Genomic DNA, 15175 nt, shown 5'->3' on the forward strand with positions numbered 1-15175 from the left:
CTTTGATGTTTGCTCGCAGATTTTGATGGATCATTTCTCCGGGAAAAAATCTTTGGTTTTTGCTAATCACCAGTGACCTATTACTAAAAAACTAACGTTTGGAACTCAATCAGAACGAGGTAGTCGTTTTATTGAGCCTATCTTTTCTGTTGTGGCGATTTGTAAACAATAACACAAAGATGTCTTGGGATTTAATTATGAATGTTCCTCAGAACTGGGTTGTAACTCATCAAAACTTAGACGCTCCTTTTCAAGGGGCGTGAACGTTTACTCATAATTAGAGCCGAGAACTAAATAAGCTATTTTCATCATGGAAAGCCAATGTGTAATTTGTTTATTACATTTCCCAAAGCTTACTTGAGAGAAAGCTCAAGTAAGCTTTTTTTCAGGATAAATAATAGGTCTCAACCCCTACATCAAATAACACAAGGTCGATGCTTGAGTTTTTTTAGCTTTTTCTAATTCTATCACTCCTTTCGCAGTTTCTTCCTTAGCTCCTTCTATACTGAGTTCTATATTATTAACAAGTGAGCCTTGGTCTTTAACCAATTCTGCAACATCGACGAATAATTGATTAATATCTATTATTTTTCTTTCTATTTCACGAATAGTTCTCTCTCTTTTTTCGAGTTCCCTGAGTGCTTGCTCCCCAGAGTCAATTTCGTTCTCTGAAAAAAAGGTGAGCATCTGTTGGGTGCTCGATGGTGACACAGGCTGGTCTTTTTTGAAAATTTTTTTATACATAACGGTTCTCTATTTGATTTATGAGTGAGCCAGGGAATATTGTTAAATATTGCACGCAAATTAAAAATTATAAACAACGCTAGGGAGTGTAATATAAACCACAGGGAAAAGCTCGGGGCTTGCATACAAGATAATTTAAAGTCATTATTTCTGTTGTATGGCTCATTTTAAAAAGTCAGTATCGTAACATAATTTATAAGTCAATTTGAAATCAAAACATTATAGTTAGATGACAAGAGGCCTGAACGATTACCAATAAAATTGCTAGAAATTTTATCTTGCAGCATAGCCTGCGCCAAATGCAGCCTTTCGGTGCATGAGGCGTGAACACTTACAATGCTCAGATAGCCACCTATGCTTTCTTGGGATATTTTTCGTTCAACCTGAGCTCAAACCTATCCGTTAGGCCAATATTTGCCTCCCCCGTGCCCAATTACGGAAACTTTAAACAAAAGACAACTACTTGTAATCGCATTGCTCAAAGCGATAAACGATACCCACATCACCCATTTGAGATTGGAATGTTTTGCCAAATGTATCCGAAGAACTTGTTGCTAAATAACGGTATGAGGCATTTAAGGCAAAATTTTCTGAAAAGTTATAGGTCAATCCAGCAGTACCTTGATAGGCAAAAACACCATTATTTTGTTTAAAAAAGATGGCATCAAATGGACCAGTACTTTCTAAAGAGTTTTGAATATAGGCATAGCCAATACCGACACCAAGAAAGGGGGAAATTGTAGGTAGAATAACATCTGCGAAATCATAATAAATATTGGCCATACCAATGTTTGCATGAGTATTACCCGAAACACCGGTTTGAGGAATAAGAAAAACATCAAATTTTTTGGTATCCGCTTGGAGATATGTATATTCAATTTCGTAGCGGAGGGGATTACTTTGATATCCTAAGCGACCACCTACATTAAAACCATTTCGATAAGCCGTATCCGAAAAGAAAAATCCAGAATCAAACCGAGAAGTATATCCAGGTATATATGCATAACCACCAAAGACGCTAGAATACCATCCATTGACTGGAGTTGCAGCTGAAACAAGACCGCTAGCTAATAAAGCGGTAGAAAATAATGCTAATTTCATAACATCCCTTCGTTATTATTTTTTTGTCGAATCATGTTAACGTGTTACTTTAAATTTGCAATATCAGAAGCACATATTTTTTAAAAGAGTGTTGTATTTGTAGTGGCAAGATCTCAAACCCTGTCTATACTTCAATTTGTTATTTTTAAATTTTAAAAATTTTAATAGATTAATGAGAGGCATAGTATTTTGTTCTAACCTTAATGATGGCCTCATCTTTAAAAGATAAAATTTTGGGCAAAGAGCTCATGGAAGAGAGTAATTGAGAAAAAAAGATAATTATTAAAAGCTAAAAATGCATAATGAAGAAAAATTGATGGTTCTAGATTTATGCGATCAATTTAGCACAATAATTTTCTACTTGTATAAAATAAACATTAATGTAATGATGATTTTGCATCATGAAAAGGGAGTTTCAAAAAATGCAAAAAAAAAAACCATTTGAAATATCTAAAGAATTTGTTGATCAAGTGTTAGCTATAATTGCAAACGAATCAGAGGAAGGACGAAAAAAAATTGTTGCTATCGCAAAAAGAGCAGAAGAAAAATATGAACGTCCTATCAAATCCTGGCTAACAGGGTGGTTTTATCAATATACTCGCACTCGTGGTGAAAAAGTAGATCAATCAATCAATGTAATGCAGAACTTTCCAGACGCTTATACTCGGTTGCAAGAATTTAAACTGATAATCAGTGATGGTGAGTGGAAGATAGGTTCATATAATTACTTGCTTTTTTTAGAATTAATTGATGCTGTTCCTGACTATGCTTCTATAGGCGAGCCATTTGTTCATTCATTTATTCTTGAACTTAAAGATTTAGTCATTAAACAAATTGATAGTTTTATGTTTCAATATAAATCTACATTAGAAACAATTAAGGCTCGAGAGCTTGAACGAGAGTCAATGCGTCAAAATGAACGCCAATCAACTGAGAATATATTAATTTTTAATGACTTAACTATTGCAAAAGAAACACTATTCAAACAGCAAGATAAAACAGTCTTTGCCTTGAGTTTTAAAAATGATTTATGGCATTTGTCTTGGGTTGATGGAAATGGTGAAACTTACCCACTTTCTCTAGGCAATGAGTTAATTCTGAAGCTTGCTACATTGGAGAAGCCCAATATTGAAAAGCTCAGTTCAGTTAGTTTAAAACAAATCAAAAAAGAATGTATTAAAGCTCGAGATCACTATCTTTCTAAAATTCAAGTAATTATCAATCCCGAGGATAAAAATTCACATGCACCTTTGACCAATGAAAATCTGATAACAAATGGAGTTGCATCAACTTTTGTTTTACATCATACAGAAAAGGAAACTAGTCTTTGGTGGATTAATAGTATAGGGGTTCCAAATAAAATTGATTTGGCTAATTATCCTAAACTGGGTTCTTGGTTGGCTGCTCATGAAGTGCCATTGAATCAAGCAGATAAATTACAATTAAAAGCTAATTTGCTGCATATCAAAACAACACAACCTTTTTCTGTCTCCAAATTAAAACATATGAATAAAATGCTTGAGAAAGTACTAAAAAAGCAAAGCCCAAAAGACGAGCATACACAGGACGAGCATATTGGCAGATTAGATTTAAACTTATTTGATAAAGTAAGACTTCATTTGGAAGACAGAGTAAAAAAAATAGCAGAGAAAGCTCCCTCTATTTCTGATCCTGCTAATGAGTCACTTGCTATTCAGAATCCTCCTAAAAAGCTGAAACCAGAACGATATGCAGCGCTTTCCCAGTTACCAATGTTTTGGCAAAAACAAAGCGAAGTGGCGGGTGACGTTGAGGAGGTAACTCAATCCTTTGATAACACATTGAAATAAACATCAGAGTAAAGCCTCTAAAATTGAAACAAATTTGCGTGCGATAGCACGCTATGTTATTAGTACTGTTTATTGATTTTTAAAGCCATTGGTTATTGGATAACGCCAATCTTTGCCAAAAGCTCTTGGGCTTATTTTAATTCCAGGTGGAGATTGACGACGTTTGTATTCATTATGTTTAATCAGTTGAATTACTTTTGCTACTGTTTCAGGCGCAAATCCTTGTTGAATGATTTCTTCTGGACTTAAATTTTGCTCCATGTATCCAACAATGATTGCATCGAGTACCGCGTATTCAGGTAAACTGTCTTGATCGGTTTGATCGGGCCTTAGTTCCGCAGAAGGTGCTCGGGTCAAAACGCGCTCGGGAATAACAGTAGAAAGGGTATTGCGATAGCGTGCCAAGGCATAAACTTGGGTTTTAAGCACATCTTTTAGTACAGCAAAACCACCAGCCATATCTCCATATAAAGTAGCATAACCGACTGCAGATTCGCTTTTATTAGAAGTTGTAAGCACCATTTTACCTGTTTTATTAGATAGTGCCATGATCAATAACCCGCGAATTCTTGCTTGTATATTTTCTTCTGTAGTATCAGGTGTTAATCCTATAAATAGAGGTTCAAGGGTAGCTATTAGTGCTTCAAATGCTGATTCAATAGAAAGTATAGAATGAGATACTTTTAAATATTTAATTTGTGTTAAAGCATCTTCATTGCTCATTTGCGCTGTATATCGCGAAGGCATGAGTACGGCATGAACTCGATCTGCACCTAAGGCATCTACGGCAATTGCTAATGTTAAAGCAGAGTCAATCCCTCCCGAAAGTCCGATTAAAACACCTGGGAAATGATTTTTATTAACATAATCGCGAGTACCGCAAACCAATGCTTCATAGAGTAAAGCTTCGTTTTCAAGCAAGGGCGGTACAAGTCCTTTGATTTGATTTCCTTGTATTTCAACAGTAGATAAATTTTCTTTAAATGCTGCTGCGCGCGCACTAATTCTTCCTTGGGAGTCTATAGCAGTTGATTGCCCATCGAAAAGAAGTTCGTCTTGGCCACCAACTTGATTTACATATACAATTGATATGCCTCGTTTTGCATAAGATTTTAATAGAGCTTCCCTTTTTGGATATTTACTGTAATCAAATGGGGATGCGTTTAAAATGAGTAGAACCGAAATGCCATGTTCAATTAAATCTTCTGCTGGGCCTGGTTGCCATAAATCTTCGCATATGATAATTCCTACTTTGTAATGGTTGATTTCCAAGATACATGGATTTTTTTTACCTGGAGTGAAATAACGAGCCTCATCAAAGATTGCATAGTTCGGTAAATTTTGTTTGTGATACTCAGCAATTTTTTGCGCTTGATAAAAGATACTTACGCTATTATATCGGTGTTGTTTTTCTTGAGATGGATGTCCTACAAGGACATAGCAATCTTCGGTTACAGCCTGAATTAGTTGTAAGTTTTCATTAACTTTTTGTTGAAATTCTTTACGAAAAAGTAAATCTTCTGGAGGGTACCCGGTTAATGCGAGTTCAGGAAAGATTATGATATCATGATTAAGTTGTTGGTTTTTGATAATCTCAATGATTTGATCTCTATTGGATGTTAATGCCCCTACAGTAGGATTAATTTGTGCCATTAAAACTGTAAGCTTATTTTGCATGATATATACTCTAATGGAATCAAAGTGCGATAAATTAATACAAAGTATTATTAATTAAAAGATTAAATTGTTAATTAATTTAAAAATTGACTAAAATAAATGTCTCTTTATGATGTTAAACGAATATGATGCTGTATAAGCTATATTTATTTTGCGCAATAATTTTCCAAACAAAAGCAATTCATTATAAAAAGCACTTATTTTTATAAGAAATTCACATTAAAATAGATCCTTGGTCGAGTAATAAATACATTTTATGTTAAATGAAGCACTATCAACAATGCCAGATGTTTTTGAGGCTAAAATATTATTGCGTGGGCAAGAATATTTTGAAAAAGGGCATGTGCTTAATATTCGATTCAGCGATGGTTTGCTTAAAGGACGAGTTAAGGGCAGTGCAAGCCAGATTTATGATGTTCATATGGATTTAAAAACCTGGCCGAAAAAATTAGCTCATTGCACTTGTACGTATCAATATAATTGCAAACATGCCGCAGCCTGTCTATTGGCATTACGAGATAGAGAAAAAAGCAACTCCCAGTCTTTGCCTGCAAATAAGCTAAATAAAAGATTGGATAGTTGGTTAAAAAATTTACGCGCTCAAGAAGACGCAACCGTTAAAACCCAAGAAGCGACGCATCATTTAGTTTATCTTATTGATCTAAAGCTTGATGGTTATGAACATCGAGTTGTCATTAAATTAGCTTTAGCTAAATTATTAAAACGTGGTGGTTATGGAAAAATGATCACGTTTAATAGTCTTTCTGATTCCAAAAAACAGCATTTTATTGGTGATGATAATGATCTTGTGGCTCTATTGCTATTTAAATGTGGTGTTTCAGGCTGGTTTGACTCTTTAAGTATCCGTAATAGTGAGTTACTTGAACGAATTATATCCACTGGAAGGGCTTTTTTTATACAAAATCCAAATAAAGCAATTCACTTAGGCGAATCCATTAGAGGTACTTGTCAATGGGTGTTGTCTCATAATGGGAGTCAAAATTTATTATTAATGCATGAAGAGATGGTGTTTAAGCCTTTATTACTTGATAACAGTTGGTATTTTAATTATTCGGAAGCCAAAATAGGGTGTTTAATTACTTCCTATCCCATAAAACAATTGAGTTATTTATTGGAAGCCCCCTCAATTCCGCTGGAGCAGGCTGAATTGTTAGCAACTAAAATGGTTCATACTTGTCCTGAGTTTCCTGTGCCCCAAGTTTTTAAACAACGGGAGGTACGTCAAGTTATTCCTATACCGGTGCTGATTCTTGATACTGTTAGTGAATTTGATGAAGAATCCTCTTGGCTCTATGATACCGAAGAAGAATTACATGCTTTATTTACAGTACATATTGTTTTTGATTACGCGGGTTTAATAATTCCTGGTTCAGATCAAAGTGATGCAGTTGTGCATCAGCAGGAAGGTGTTTTAATTCAATATCTACGAGATAAAGATTTTGAAAAATTAAAATGGGATGAAGTCCAGTCTATATTAGACCTAAGGGTACCTAGAGTCTGGGAATATGAACAATGGGACAAAGTAAAGAAAGTAGATTTTATTATTCAAAATATTAATGTTTTAGCAGACTTAGAGTTTCTTCGTAGTCAATCAATTCCAGATCTAAAAGAAAGAGGTTGGCGAGTAGAGTGTATTGGTTCTTTGTATCAGGAAATTGTTAGTGCTGATGACGTAGAGTGGTATTCCGATCTTCAAGAAAGCACCACTGATTTTTTTTCATATCAATTAGGAATTTTAGTTGAAGGCAAACAAGTTAGCATTGTGCCTTTAATTGCTGATTTAATTCAGCGTTATAGTGCCAATAGTTTGGATAATCTTTCTGATGATCAGTTGGTAAAGCTTCCTTTGCAAGATGGTCGTGCGCTGCAGCTGGAAATGGGACGAATTAAACCATTAGTTCGGTTATTATTGCAATTTGGTTTGCGCCATTTTGATGTAAATCAAAGTGTTTCTCTTAATAAATATCAATTAATTTTGATGCGTGAGGCTGAATTGGCTATTGCAGCAATTAAAACTCGTTGGCAAGGCGCAGAGACACTAAGAGAACAAATAAGACAACTAACCCTATCAAGCAATATCCCCGAGATACAAGCTCCTTTGGGATTACAAGCACAATTAAGAGATTATCAACGTTATGGGGTAAGTTGGTTGCAGTTTTTACGCAGCAGCCATTTTAATGGTATTCTGGCAGATGATATGGGATTAGGTAAAACAGTACAAACTTTGGCACATTTGCTCTATGAAAAGGAACAAGGACGTACTCAATCAGCTACATTAATCGTTGCACCAACAAGTCTTGTAGGTAATTGGTTGGTCGAAGCAAAACGGTTTACTCCCCAATTAAATGTTTTAATCCATCATGGCTCTGAACGGCATCAGGATAATTTTGATGATTATGATTTAGTGATTTCCACATATGGATTAATTCAACGTGATAAGGAAAAATTTGTAAGTTATTCTTTTTATTATCTCATTTTGGATGAAGCCCAATTTATCAAAAATGCGCGTACCAAAACAACCCAAATTATTCAACAATTGCGTGCTACTCATCGTTTATGTCTAACAGGTACACCTTTAGAGAACCATTTAGGCGAATTATGGTCATTATTCCATTTTTTAATGCCTGGTTTATTAGGTGATGCCAAGCAGTTTAGGCTTTGGTTTAGAACTCCTATTGAAAAATATGCTGATAGAGAAAGACGTGAAATTCTCACAAAGCGTGTACAACCTTTTATTCTAAGAAGAACAAAAAATCAGGTTGCTAGAGAATTGCCACCAAAAACGGAAATGACTCATACCATAGAACTTATTGGAGCACAGCGCGATCTTTACGAAGCGATACGTATGAGCATGGAAAAAAAGGTCCGTGATGCGATTGCAAAACAAGGATTAGGTAAAAGTCATATTCTTTTACTTGATGCGCTACTTAAATTGCGGCAAGTTTGCTGTGATCCTAGATTGTTGTCTTTGCCAGAAGCAGCTATAGCTCATGGTACTTCTGCAAAACTCGAAGTATTAATGGATTTGTTGGATAATTTAATTGGTGAAGGTCGACGAGTTTTAGTCTTTTCACAATTTACCTCCATGTTGCAATTAATTGAAGAGGAATTACGCACCCGTCAATATGATTATTTGAAGTTAACAGGCCAAACGCAGCATCGACAGGCAATGGTAGATAAATTTCAAGAGGGCAATACGCCTGTATTTTTGATTAGTTTAAAAGCCGGGGGTACGGGTTTGAATTTAACGCGTGCAGATACGGTCATTCAGTATGATCCATGGTGGAATCCTGCTGTTGAAGCTCAAGCTACAGATAGAGCTCACCGCATAGGCCAGGAAAATCCAGTGTTTGTTTATAAATTAATTACCGCGGGTACTGTAGAAGAAGCTATTTTAACGATGCAGGAGAAAAAAAGACTCTTGGGGGAAAGCGTACTATCCCCTGATTCTGCAAAAGCAGTAGCGCTAAGTGAAAAAGATATTGAACAATTCTTTATGCCATTAAGTTAAATTTAAATAAAAACTAGCATAGTTTCTATTCATAGCATAAGCTATTAACTGATTGTAAACATGGAGAAAATTATGAACCTATGGAAGCGAGCTTGTGGTCTTGTTCTTGCTACTTTTTATTTCCCTGCGGTACTAGCTGCATCCCAAGCCCCAGTTGGTAACTGGGTTACTGTAGATGATAAAACTGGCGCCAAGAGAGCGGTTGTTACTATTACTGAATCTGGTGGGGTGTTAAGTGGTGTTATTGATAAAGTATATCCTCAACCAGGTGATACTGGGATTTGTGAAAATTGTCCTGGCTCTTTTAAAGGGAAAAAAGTAGTAGGGCTTCGATTTATGTGGGGATTAAAGAAAGAAGGGGATAATGAATGGAGTGGTGGCTCTATTTTGGATCCTAAAACGGGTAAAATTTATCGTGCTAAGCTCACTGCCCAAGGAAGTGAACTTTTGGTTCGAGGGTATATTGGAATTTCTTTATTAGGCCGTACTCAAGTCTGGCATAAAGAATAGAGCTATGTTATAAGCAATATTGAGATTCTAGGATAATTGCTCCCGAATAACATTTATTCGGGATGACATCTTTTTAAAAGAACATTACAATACATTTTGTTCTAATTTTCATTGTATCATTGCCATGTATGAGCTGCAAAATTCCAAAAAAACGGTTGATCCATTAAAACGCCCACCCCATTCAGTGGAGGCGGAGCAATCCATTATAGGTGGATTGATGTTGGATAATCAGGTTTGGGATAAAATTAGCCATAAGCTTTGCGAAACTGATTTTTATCGTACGGAACATCGGATTTTATTTCGAGCCATTTCTGCATTAGCAAAAAAAGATCAGCCTTTTGACGTAGTCACTTTACTTGATGCCTTAACATCACATAATGAATTAGATGACGCAGGTGGCGAAGCCTATTTATTTGAACTTGCTAATAATACACCAAGTGTTGCTAACATATCGGCTTATGCTGAGATAGTTCGTGAAAAATCAGTACAAAGACAACTTATTGCCGTAGCAACAGAAATTGCTGATTCGGCATATAATCCTGGCGGTAGAGAAGTTCCTGAGTTACTCGATTTAGCTGAAACTAAAGTATTTGCAATAGGTGAGCAAACAGGAGGAGATGGTGGTCCTGAAAACATAAAATCCATTTTGGTCCGTGCAGTAGAAAAAATCGATGCACTTTATCACAGCGGAGATGCGATTACTGGCTTGGCCACGGGTTTATCTGATTTAGATGAAATGACTTCTGGATTACAGCCATCTGACTTAGTCATTGTTGCAGGTCGCCCTTCCATGGGTAAAACTACTTTAGTGATGAATATGGCAGAACATGCTGCAATTAAGTCGGGTAAACCTGTACTGGTTTTTTCTATGGAAATGCCTGCGGATTCTTTGGCCATGAGAATGATGTCTTCATTAGGCCGTATCGATCAGCACAAAATTAGGACTGGAAAACTTGATGATGATGATTGGCCTCGAGTCACTTCAGCTGTGCACATGCTTTCAGAAGCGCCTTTGTTTATCGATGATACTCCAGCCTTAAGCCCTGGAGAAATGCGGGCTCGTGCTAGACGTTTAGCTAAAGAACATGGTTCATTGGGACTTATTGTAGTGGATTATTTGCAATTAATGAAAGTACCTGGATTTAGCGCAGATAACAGAACTGCAGAGATCTCTGAAATTTCCCGCAGTCTTAAGTCATTGGCTAAAGAATTGCAGGTACCTGTAATTGCTTTATCTCAATTAAACCGAAGTTTGGAGCAACGTGCGGATAAACGGCCAGTTATGTCTGACTTGCGAGAATCAGGGGCAATCGAACAAGACGCTGATTTAATCTGTTTTATTTATAGAGATGAAGTTTATTATGAAGACAGTCCTGATAAAGGTACTGCAGAAATAATTGTGGCTAAACAAAGAAATGGTCCTATTGGTAAGGTGCGTGTGGCCTTTATAGGTAAATACACGCGTTTTGAAGATTTAGCTTATACTGGTTATCAAGGAGTAGATTGAAGTGTCAAGACCTACTAGATTGGTAATAGAGCCAAGTGCCTTACTCCATAATTTAGAGCAAATAAGACGGTTTGCCCCAAGCAAGAAAATAATTGCGATGGTCAAGGCAAATGCTTATGGTTGTGGTGTACATGTTGTGGCCCCAGTATTAGAAGGGCATGTTGATGCTTTTGGGGTTGCTTGTATTGAGGAGGCTTTAATTCTCCATAAGATAGGCTGTCGTACTCCTTGTATTCTTTTTCAAGGTGTATTTAGCCCTGATGAATTTAAAACAGTGGCTCAACATCAATTTGGATGTGTCATCCATCAACCTCATCAATTACAATGGCTTTTAAATACCCCTTTAAGTAAGCCTATTAAATTATGGGTTAAGGTCAATACAGGTATGCACCGTTTAGGCTTTAAACCTCAAGAATTACACGAAGTAATGGATGCATTACAAACTTGCCCTTGGGTAGATAAAGATATTGGTTTGATGACTCATTTAGCGTGTGCGGATGAGCCAGAGCGTATGGAAAATTTTCAGCAAATTTCCTTATTTGAGAATATTTCTGTTGCCGGATTTAGTCAACGAAGTGTTGCTAACTCAGCAGCTATTATTTCTTTTCCACAAACGCATGCAGATGTGGTGAGGCCTGGCATTATGCTTTATGGCGTATCGCCTTTTGCCAGCCAGACAGCGATAGAACTGGGTTTGCTACCAGTAATGCGCTTTGTATCAGCAATCAGCGCAGTGCATCATAATCCCCCTTTAGCTCCAGTAGGATACAGTGGTATTTGGAAAAGTGAAAAACCTTCTGTTATTGGCATTGTTGCTGCGGGTTATGGGGATGGTTATCCACGACATATTGCTGAAAATACTCCAGTGTGGGTCCAAGGTAAGGAAGTGCCTATCGTAGGGCGAGTATCAATGGATATGCTGGCTGTAGATTTAACGGATCATCCAGAGGTTAGGCCTGGAGCACCAGTTGAGCTCTGGGGAAAGCACATTTTAGTTGAGCGAGTTGCACAAGCAGCGGGCACATCAGGCTATGAATTGCTGTGCCAAATTTCTGAGCGAGTACGCCATGGCAGATTGTAGCATTAGCAATTGATGTTGTGTTCCTTATTGAGATCTTATACAGAGATGATCTTTATAACTATGGATAATAACTGAACGTGGTGTTAGAATGAGAACCGATTTTGTAACCTTATTTAAATGGTGATATGTTATGAAAAAGCTAGCTGTTGCATCATTGTCTTTATTTTTGGTGGGTTGCGGACCAGTAACTCATGAAGACGTAGGCACTATTTCAGGTGGCGTTATCGGTGGATTGATTGGAAGTCAATTTGGTGGTGGATCAGCAGCAAGAATGGCTGCAGCAGCAGGTGGTGCCATTGTTGGTGCCTACTTGGGTGGCCAAATTGGTAAAACCATGGATAAGGTAGATCGAATGGAAATGCAACGCGCGTTAGAAACTGCTCCTACAGGTAAAGCGGTAAATTGGTCGAATCCTGATACAGGATACAGATATTCAGTACAACCAACCCGTACTTATTATCGTGAGCGCTTGCCTTGCCGTGAGTATATTACTAAAGCAGTTATTGATGGAAAAACAGAAACATTACGTGGTAGCGCATGTCGTCAGCCTGATGGCACGTGGCATGTTGTGAACTAAATAATCTTAAAATCACAGTTGATTTGTTTTTTGTAGCCTGAAAAATTTCAGGCTACGTGAGTGCTATTTCACTATTTCATCTTTATTTTTATTACAGCAGATGCATTTGCAGCAACTGAACAAATTATAGAGCCAGGCAATAAGAAAACCAGCTATAAACGCATCAATAAAACCTACAATTCCTCCCAAGATACTGCCTTTGATTGAAGGTGCATAACCAGGGTATAACGAACCGACAGCCAAGACAAAAGCATGTCCATAAGTATAATAATAAGCGAGCAATCCTAAAATGAATATGGATATACCCCATAGAACTCCAAATGCGAGGCCTAAAGCTACAGGATTTAATTGGCAACCTTTCATATTTGTTTCTCCCTGTACTAAACCCCAATAATGGGGTTTTATGCGTGATATTCAAAATGAATTAAAGATTACTCTGTTAAAAGGGGGGGATTAAAATGTTCCAATTAGCGTGGTTGGTCCGGTGTCTTTACTCCCTTTTGTCCTGTACTCCTTAATTTCTCTGAAAGTATAGACTAAAGAATTACTTAATGAATAATTTTTCACAAATTAAAAAATATAAAGCTTCTAATTGCTCTAATTGGTTTAGGGAAATATGTTCATTAACTTGATGAATTGTTGCATTTACAAGCCCAAGCTCTATAACTTCAACACCATAGGGCGCTATAAAACGACCATCTGACGTGCCTCCACTTGTAGAAAGCTCCGGTGGATTTCCGGTGATGTCGGTGACTGCTTCTTTGCAACTTTCGAGTAAGGTACCATGAGCCGTTAAAAAAGGTTCACCACTGAGGCGCCATTCGATGACTGGGTTAAGATTAAATTCTTGAAAGGTAGACATCACTTTTTCTTTTAACGCATGATGGGTCTGTTCTGTTGAATATCTGAAATTAAGATGCAACACCAGCTCACCAGGGATGATGTTTGCCGCGTGGCCACCAGAATACATATGGGTGATTTGCATGGTGGTAGGTGGAAAATGGGTATTGCCTTGATCCCATACAGTGGTTGTGAGCTTAGTCAGTACAGGGCTCATTTTATGGATTGGGTTATCTGCCAAATGAGGATAGGCGACATGTCCCTGTTTCCCATGGACACTGATTTTTGCGCTCAGTGACCCACGCCTGCCAATTTTAATGACATCACCAATGGTATGAGTACTTGAAGGCTCACCTACGACGCAGTAATCAATATGAATACCTTGATTTGCTAAAAGCTGCATCACGTAAGGTGTACCCATATCATAATCTTCGCCCTCTTCAGCACTTGTTATCAGAAAGCCTAATCTTCCGTGAAATTGGGGGTATGTTTTAACAAAGCGTTGGGCCATTAAGAGCATGCACGCTAGACTGCCCTTCATATCAGCTACCCCTCGTCCATAGAGCAGTCCATCTCGATTTTCGAGTACAAACGGATCGGTCAACCATTTTGTAATTTCGCCAATTGGAACTACATCGGTGTGACCGGCAAAGACTAAAAGAGGACCAGTGTCGCCGTAGGATGCAAAAAAATTAGATACAGGGCCTTGATTCATTCGTTGGCAAACAAACCCGACTTGCTCTAAAAATTGAATCATAAACTCCTGACATCCAGCATCTTCTGGGGTAATCGAGGGAAAACTAATAAGTATGTCTAAGATTTTTTGTAATTCTTCAAGACGATGAGAAGATACAATTTCTGAGGATTGAGTCATATTAATTGGCTCTCAGTAATTCATTGATGCTCACTTTCGCTCTTGTTTTTTCATCTACTTGCTTTACGATGACGGCGCAATACAAACTATAATTTTTATCGTCACTGGGTAAACTCCCTGCAACAACTACTGAGCCTTCTGGGATTCGTCCATAAGTGACTTCACCGGTGAGTCGATTGTATATTTTAGTACTTTGTCCTAGGTAAACCCCCATAGATAAAACTGAATTGCGTTCTACTATAACTCCTTCAACCACTTCTGAGCGGGCACCGATAAAACAATTATCTTCAATTATTGTAGGATTAGCTTGCAAGGGTTCAAGAACCCCACCAATACCCACTCCACCTGAAAGATGAACATTTTTACCAATTTGGGCACAAGAACCTACAGTTGCCCAAGTATCTACCATGACCCCTTCATCAATATAAGCACCTACATTCACATAAGAGGGCATCAAAACACAGCTTTTTGCAATGTAGGCACCTTTACGGACTATAGCATGAGGGACTACTCGTACCCCAGTTTGTTTAAATTGCTCTTCGGTATAATTATTGTATTTGAGAGGTACTTTGTCATAAAACTGACAAAAACCGGAATCAATGATTTGGTTGGGATTCAGTTTAAATGATAGGAGAACGGCTTTTTTTATCCACTGATGAACAACCCATTCGTTATTTATTTTTTCTGCAACACGAAGTTGGCCATTGTCGAGGCAAGAAAGTACTTCACTAATTGCGGTGATGAGTTCATGCGTTGCTGTATCAGTAGATAAAGTTTGGCGTTGCTCAAATGCTTGTTCAATTAGGGTTTGTAACGTGTGCATCTTTTTTTCCTGTGTATAATATTACCTGATGTTCGCTTTACTGCCATTATTTAAAGGTTTTCACAAGGTTGACAACAAGT

12 protein-coding genes are annotated in these 15175 nt (G+C 37.4%); 6 read left to right on the plus strand and 6 right to left on the minus strand.

What is annotated here, in order from left to right; all coding sequences use genetic code 11:
- Window positions 1-411 precede the first annotated feature (411 nt).
- Window positions 412-744 carry an SNARE domain-containing protein gene (locus Lsan_RS00875; protein ID WP_058512658.1) on the minus strand — a complete coding sequence of 111 codons (333 nt, stop codon included), beginning with the start codon at window positions 742-744 and terminating at the stop codon, window positions 412-414.
- A gap of 459 nt (window positions 745-1203) precedes the next feature.
- A complete protein-coding gene (locus tag Lsan_RS00880; RefSeq protein WP_058512659.1) occupies window positions 1204-1845 on the minus strand; it encodes an outer membrane protein in 642 nt (213 codons plus the stop codon).
- 422 nt (window positions 1846-2267) lie between these two features.
- On the opposite strand from Lsan_RS00880, the gene Lsan_RS00885 reads away from it, so the two are divergent.
- A complete protein-coding gene (locus Lsan_RS00885) occupies window positions 2268-3674 on the plus strand; it encodes a hypothetical protein (protein WP_058512660.1) in 1407 nt (468 codons plus the stop codon).
- A 69-nt stretch (window positions 3675-3743) separates the two neighbouring features.
- Here Lsan_RS00885 and Lsan_RS00890 read toward each other — a convergent pair whose 3' ends face one another.
- Entirely contained in the window at window positions 3744-5351 is a 1608-nt protein-coding gene (locus Lsan_RS00890; RefSeq protein ID WP_058512661.1) for an NAD+ synthase, read from the minus strand.
- A 256-nt stretch (window positions 5352-5607) separates the two neighbouring features.
- On the opposite strand from Lsan_RS00890, the gene Lsan_RS00895 reads away from it, so the two are divergent.
- From Lsan_RS00895 to Lsan_RS00915, 5 genes are all read left to right on the plus strand, one after another.
- On the plus strand, window positions 5608-8883 hold the full coding sequence (locus tag Lsan_RS00895; RefSeq protein ID WP_058512662.1) for a DEAD/DEAH box helicase: 3276 nt from the start codon (window positions 5608-5610) through the stop codon (window positions 8881-8883).
- Between the two features lie 72 nt (window positions 8884-8955).
- Window positions 8956-9393 carry a DUF2147 domain-containing protein gene (locus tag Lsan_RS00900; RefSeq protein WP_058512663.1) on the plus strand — a complete coding sequence of 146 codons (438 nt, stop codon included), beginning with the start codon at window positions 8956-8958 and terminating at the stop codon, window positions 9391-9393.
- 124 nt (window positions 9394-9517) lie between these two features.
- Complete coding sequence (gene dnaB / locus Lsan_RS00905; protein ID WP_058512664.1) at window positions 9518-10900, plus strand: replicative DNA helicase; 1383 nt, start codon at window positions 9518-9520, stop codon at window positions 10898-10900.
- 1 nt (window position 10901) lies between these two features.
- Window positions 10902-11981, plus strand: a complete 1080-nt coding sequence (alr, locus tag Lsan_RS00910) for an alanine racemase (protein WP_058512665.1) — start codon at window positions 10902-10904, stop codon at window positions 11979-11981.
- A 130-nt stretch (window positions 11982-12111) separates the two neighbouring features.
- A complete protein-coding gene (locus Lsan_RS00915) occupies window positions 12112-12558 on the plus strand; it encodes an RT0821/Lpp0805 family surface protein (protein ID WP_003632521.1) in 447 nt (148 codons plus the stop codon).
- Window positions 12559-12621: 63 nt separating this feature from the next.
- On the opposite strand, the gene Lsan_RS00920 is transcribed toward Lsan_RS00915, so the two are convergent.
- The 3 genes from Lsan_RS00920 to dapD form a co-directional block, all read right to left on the minus strand.
- Entirely contained in the window at window positions 12622-12921 is a 300-nt protein-coding gene (locus tag Lsan_RS00920) for a bacteriophage holin (protein ID WP_058512666.1), read from the minus strand.
- A gap of 181 nt (window positions 12922-13102) precedes the next feature.
- Complete coding sequence (dapE, locus tag Lsan_RS00925) at window positions 13103-14272, minus strand: succinyl-diaminopimelate desuccinylase (protein WP_058512667.1); 1170 nt, start codon at window positions 14270-14272, stop codon at window positions 13103-13105.
- Between the two features lies 1 nt (window position 14273).
- Window positions 14274-15095 (minus strand): 2,3,4,5-tetrahydropyridine-2,6-dicarboxylate N-succinyltransferase, encoded by an 822-nt coding sequence (gene dapD / locus Lsan_RS00930; protein WP_058512668.1) that lies wholly within the window; start codon window positions 15093-15095, stop codon window positions 14274-14276.
- Window positions 15096-15175 lie beyond the last annotated feature (80 nt).

The sequence above is a fragment of the Legionella santicrucis genome, from assembly GCF_001468135.1.
GTDB lineage: Bacteria > Pseudomonadota > Gammaproteobacteria > Legionellales > Legionellaceae > Legionella > Legionella santicrucis.

Coding starts and splice junctions, on each gene's coding strand:
- Lsan_RS00895 (WP_058512662.1), top strand. CDS start 5,608: ATGTTAAATGAAGCACTATCAACAATGCCAGATGTTTTTGAGGCTAAA.
- Lsan_RS00915 (WP_003632521.1), top strand. CDS start 12,112: ATGAAAAAGCTAGCTGTTGCATCATTGTCTTTATTTTTGGTGGGTTGC.
- Lsan_RS00880 (WP_058512659.1), bottom strand. CDS start 1,845: ATGAAATTAGCATTATTTTCTACCGCTTTATTAGCTAGCGGTCTTGTT.
- dnaB (WP_058512664.1), top strand. CDS start 9,518: ATGTATGAGCTGCAAAATTCCAAAAAAACGGTTGATCCATTAAAACGC.
- Lsan_RS00885 (WP_058512660.1), top strand. CDS start 2,268: ATGCAAAAAAAAAAACCATTTGAAATATCTAAAGAATTTGTTGATCAA.
- Lsan_RS00875 (WP_058512658.1), bottom strand. CDS start 744: ATGTATAAAAAAATTTTCAAAAAAGACCAGCCTGTGTCACCATCGAGC.
- dapE (WP_058512667.1), bottom strand. CDS start 14,272: ATGACTCAATCCTCAGAAATTGTATCTTCTCATCGTCTTGAAGAATTA.
- Lsan_RS00920 (WP_058512666.1), bottom strand. CDS start 12,921: ATGAAAGGTTGCCAATTAAATCCTGTAGCTTTAGGCCTCGCATTTGGA.
- Lsan_RS00890 (WP_058512661.1), bottom strand. CDS start 5,351: ATGCAAAATAAGCTTACAGTTTTAATGGCACAAATTAATCCTACTGTA.
- dapD (WP_058512668.1), bottom strand. CDS start 15,095: ATGCACACGTTACAAACCCTAATTGAACAAGCATTTGAGCAACGCCAA.
- Lsan_RS00900 (WP_058512663.1), top strand. CDS start 8,956: ATGAACCTATGGAAGCGAGCTTGTGGTCTTGTTCTTGCTACTTTTTAT.